Below are 1,237 nucleotides of genomic sequence, written 5' to 3' on the forward strand. Positions count from 1 at the left end.
GCAACGACCACTTCTTCGAACTGGGCGGCCACTCGCTCTTGGCCGTGCAGATGTCGAGCCGGCTGTCACAGGCTGTCGGGGTCGAACTGCCGCTGTCGACGCTGTTCGCAAGGCCAGTGCTGACTGACCTGGCGGCAAGCATCGTCGAGCTGTTGAGCCGCTGCGGTCCGCAAGAGCTGCCGTCGATTGCAGCCGTGTCGCGTCATGAGCCGCTTATATTGTCGTTTGCGCAGCAGCGGCTATGGTTTTTGGCGCAACTGAACGAAGGCAGCACGAACTATCACATTCCGCTGACCTTGCGACTGCGCGGGATGCTCGACCGCAGCGCCTGGCAGCGCAGCCTTGACCGTGTGTTTGCGCGTCATGAGGCGCTGCGCAGTGTTTTTGTCGCGACGCAGGGCAAGCCCCGGGTTGAGGTTCTGCCCCCGGATGCGGGACTGCCGATAGTTGAGCACGATCTGCGGGAGAGATCGGATGCGCAAGCGGCACTTTTGGATCTGTGCCATGAAGAGGGCCGCACGCCATTCGATCTTGCGCGCGGTCCGCTGATCCGCGGGCATCTGGTGCGGATGTCGGATGAGGAGCACGTCTTCCTGCTGACCCAGCATCACATCGTCTCGGACGGCTGGTCGATGGGCGTGCTGCTGCGTGAACTTAGCCAGCTTTACCGGGCGTTCGAGGCTGGGCAGGACGATCCTCTGCCGCCGCTTGCGATCCAGTATCCGGATTATGCCGCCTGGCAACGCCAATGGCTGTCGGGGGATCGGCTGCAGAAGCAGGCGCAGTATTGGCGCAGCGCCCTGGCAGGCACGACCCGTCTTGTCTTGCCGACGGACCATGCGCGGCCTGCACAGCAATCGTTTGCCGCGGCCACGGTTCCGGTCATCATCGATGCGGATTTGACGCGGGAGCTGAAGCAGCTGAGCCTGCAGCATGGCACGACGTTGTTCATGACGGTACTGGCGGCCTGGGCGGCGGTGCTGTCGCGTCTGTCGGGGCAGGACGATCTTGTGATTGGCGTGCCGAGCGCCAATCGGGGGCACCGGCAGATCGAAGAGCTGATCGGGTTCTTCGTCAACACCCTGGCGCTTCGGCTGGACCTGTCGGGCAAGCCAAGCGTGTCGGAGCTTCTGGAGCGGACGCGGCGCACGGTGCTGGCTGCGCAGGAGCATCAGGACCTGCCGTTCGAGCAGGTGGTGGAGATCGTGCAGCCGCCCCGGGCTCTTGATCACACGCC

Annotated in this window: 1 protein-coding gene; it reads left to right on the forward strand. The window is 64.1% G+C overall.

Annotation, left to right across the window (positions count from 1 at the left end; genetic code table 11):
* A partial coding sequence (locus GGD66_RS41115) for a condensation domain-containing protein (RefSeq protein ID WP_246789214.1) occupies positions 1-1,237 on the forward strand: 1,237 nt, incomplete at both ends.

The sequence above is a fragment of the Bradyrhizobium sp. CIR48 genome, assembly GCF_014198315.1.
GTDB lineage: Bacteria > Pseudomonadota > Alphaproteobacteria > Rhizobiales > Xanthobacteraceae > Bradyrhizobium.